Source organism: Vibrio sp. D173a (assembly GCF_030248475.1).
The window spans coordinates 1-1,664 of the sequence record NZ_JAHGAH010000961.1 but is presented as its reverse complement, the minus strand read 5'-3'; the positions used below and the strand labels follow the sequence as shown (position 1 = coordinate 1,664).

Here is a 1,664-nt window from a genome sequence, read left to right as displayed (position 1 = left end):
TGATTACGTTTATAAGCGCATTAAACAAGACCTGCATTTAGCCTCCATATCTGGTGGTACGGATATTTGTGGCTGTTTTGTGTTGGGGAATCCTATCTCGCCAGTATATCGCGGTGAGTGCCAACAGGCAGGGCTTGGCGTCGACATCAAGGTGTTCAATTCGTCGGGTCACAAGGTCAATCACGAACGTGGTGAACTGGTGTGTACGAACTCCCTCCCAAACTTCCCAGTAAGCTTCTGGAATGACACCGGAGAGCGCTATCACAGCACGTATTGGGATAAGTTCGAAGATGTATGGCATCACGGTGATGAGGTCGCACAGAGCGTGCATGGCGGTTATCTGTTCTACGGGCGAGGCGACACTACACTCAACCCTGGAGGTGTGCGTATTGGGACTGCCGAGATCTACCAGCAAGTGAACACCATTGACGGCATCATCGATTCCATCGCCGTGGGTAAAGATGTCGACCGCAATGAGCAGATTTGGCTGTTCGTTCAGTTGCAGCAAGGCGTGAATCTAAATGAGACATTACTGGCAACCATCAAGGATAAGCTCAAGTCATCTTGCTCACCAAGGCATGTGCCAAGCCAAATTTTTGCTATCAGCGACGTACCAAAAACACGCTCAGGAAAACTGGTGGAGTTGGCGGTGAAACAGGTGGTAAATGGCAAATCCGTTGAGAACATCGGTGCGATAGCCAATGCAGATGTGCTCCATGAGATCAAGCGTGTGATTTCGCTGTAGCACTCTTATCTCACAAGCTCTCAATTAGAAGAGGGTAACTTCCAACGAAAAGCCCTCTACGATATTCATTCGTGGAGGGCTTTTTGATCTTAGCAACCGTTAGATCTTAACCTGAATTATACGTTAGCATCCGCCTGATTCTCTGGCATAGCATCAATGAACGCGGGCAACTGGTTACACGCTTCAACAATCGAGTTAATGAGCGGATACGGCGACATATCAACGCCAAAGCGTAAGGCATTGTAGACTTGCGGCACCAAGCAGATATCGACGATACAGGGTGAATCTGTGAAGCTATATACCGAGTCGCCGTGCGCTTTTCTGTGCTTCGCTAGCTTCTCTTCTAAAGCATGGAAACCTTGGCTCATCCAATGATGAAGCCAATCCTTTTTCGCCTCTTGTTCGCACGACAATTCTCGCTCCAAATACTGCAGCACACGCAGATTGTTCAGAGGGTGAATTTCCATCGCAATATCCTGAGCCATCGCCAACGCTTGATAGCGCAGCGGTGTTTGATCAGGAATCAACAGGGTGTCTGGGCTGCTCTCACACAAATAGCTTTCGTCCAAGTATTGCAAGATCGTCAGCGACTGATTGAGTTTAAAGTCACCATCCACCAGCACTGGCACTAGTTCACTGGCATTGAGCTCACGATATTGCGGATCATGCTGCTCGCCGCCATTACGGACCAAATGCACCGATTTCGACTCATAGCTAAGCTGCTTGAGGTTCAATCCAATACGCACTCGATAGGCTGCCGAAGAGCGCCAATAACCATAGAGTGTGATCTTATTGTTCATAAAGAGCCCTCGTTCATATCGTGCCTCTCGATAGCTTATTTATGACTGTCGGTATTGACTCACTTTCTGATCAATCGCGCCAAAGATCGAGTCACCCGCAGCATCGAACATCTCTAGAC

Annotated in this window: 1 protein-coding gene and 1 pseudogene; one reads left to right on the top strand and one right to left on the bottom strand. The window is 48.5% G+C overall.

From position 1 onward, the window contains the following. Nucleotides 1–745, top strand: a pseudogene (locus KIV40_RS30575) (acetoacetate--CoA ligase); the annotation flags it as partial. A 116-nt stretch (nt 746–861) separates the two neighbouring features. Here the strand turns inward: KIV40_RS30575 and maiA are convergent. Further along, on the bottom strand, nt 862–1,545 hold the full coding sequence (gene maiA, locus KIV40_RS30570) for a maleylacetoacetate isomerase (protein ID WP_285353041.1): 684 nt from the start codon (nt 1,543–1,545) through the stop codon (nt 862–864). Between the last annotated feature and the right edge of the window lie 119 nt (nt 1,546–1,664).

Excerpts from the sequence above, each read along its gene's own strand:
- maiA (WP_285353041.1), bottom strand. The coding sequence starts at position 1,545 with ATGAACAATAAGATCACACTCTATGGTTATTGGCGCTCTTCGGCAGCC.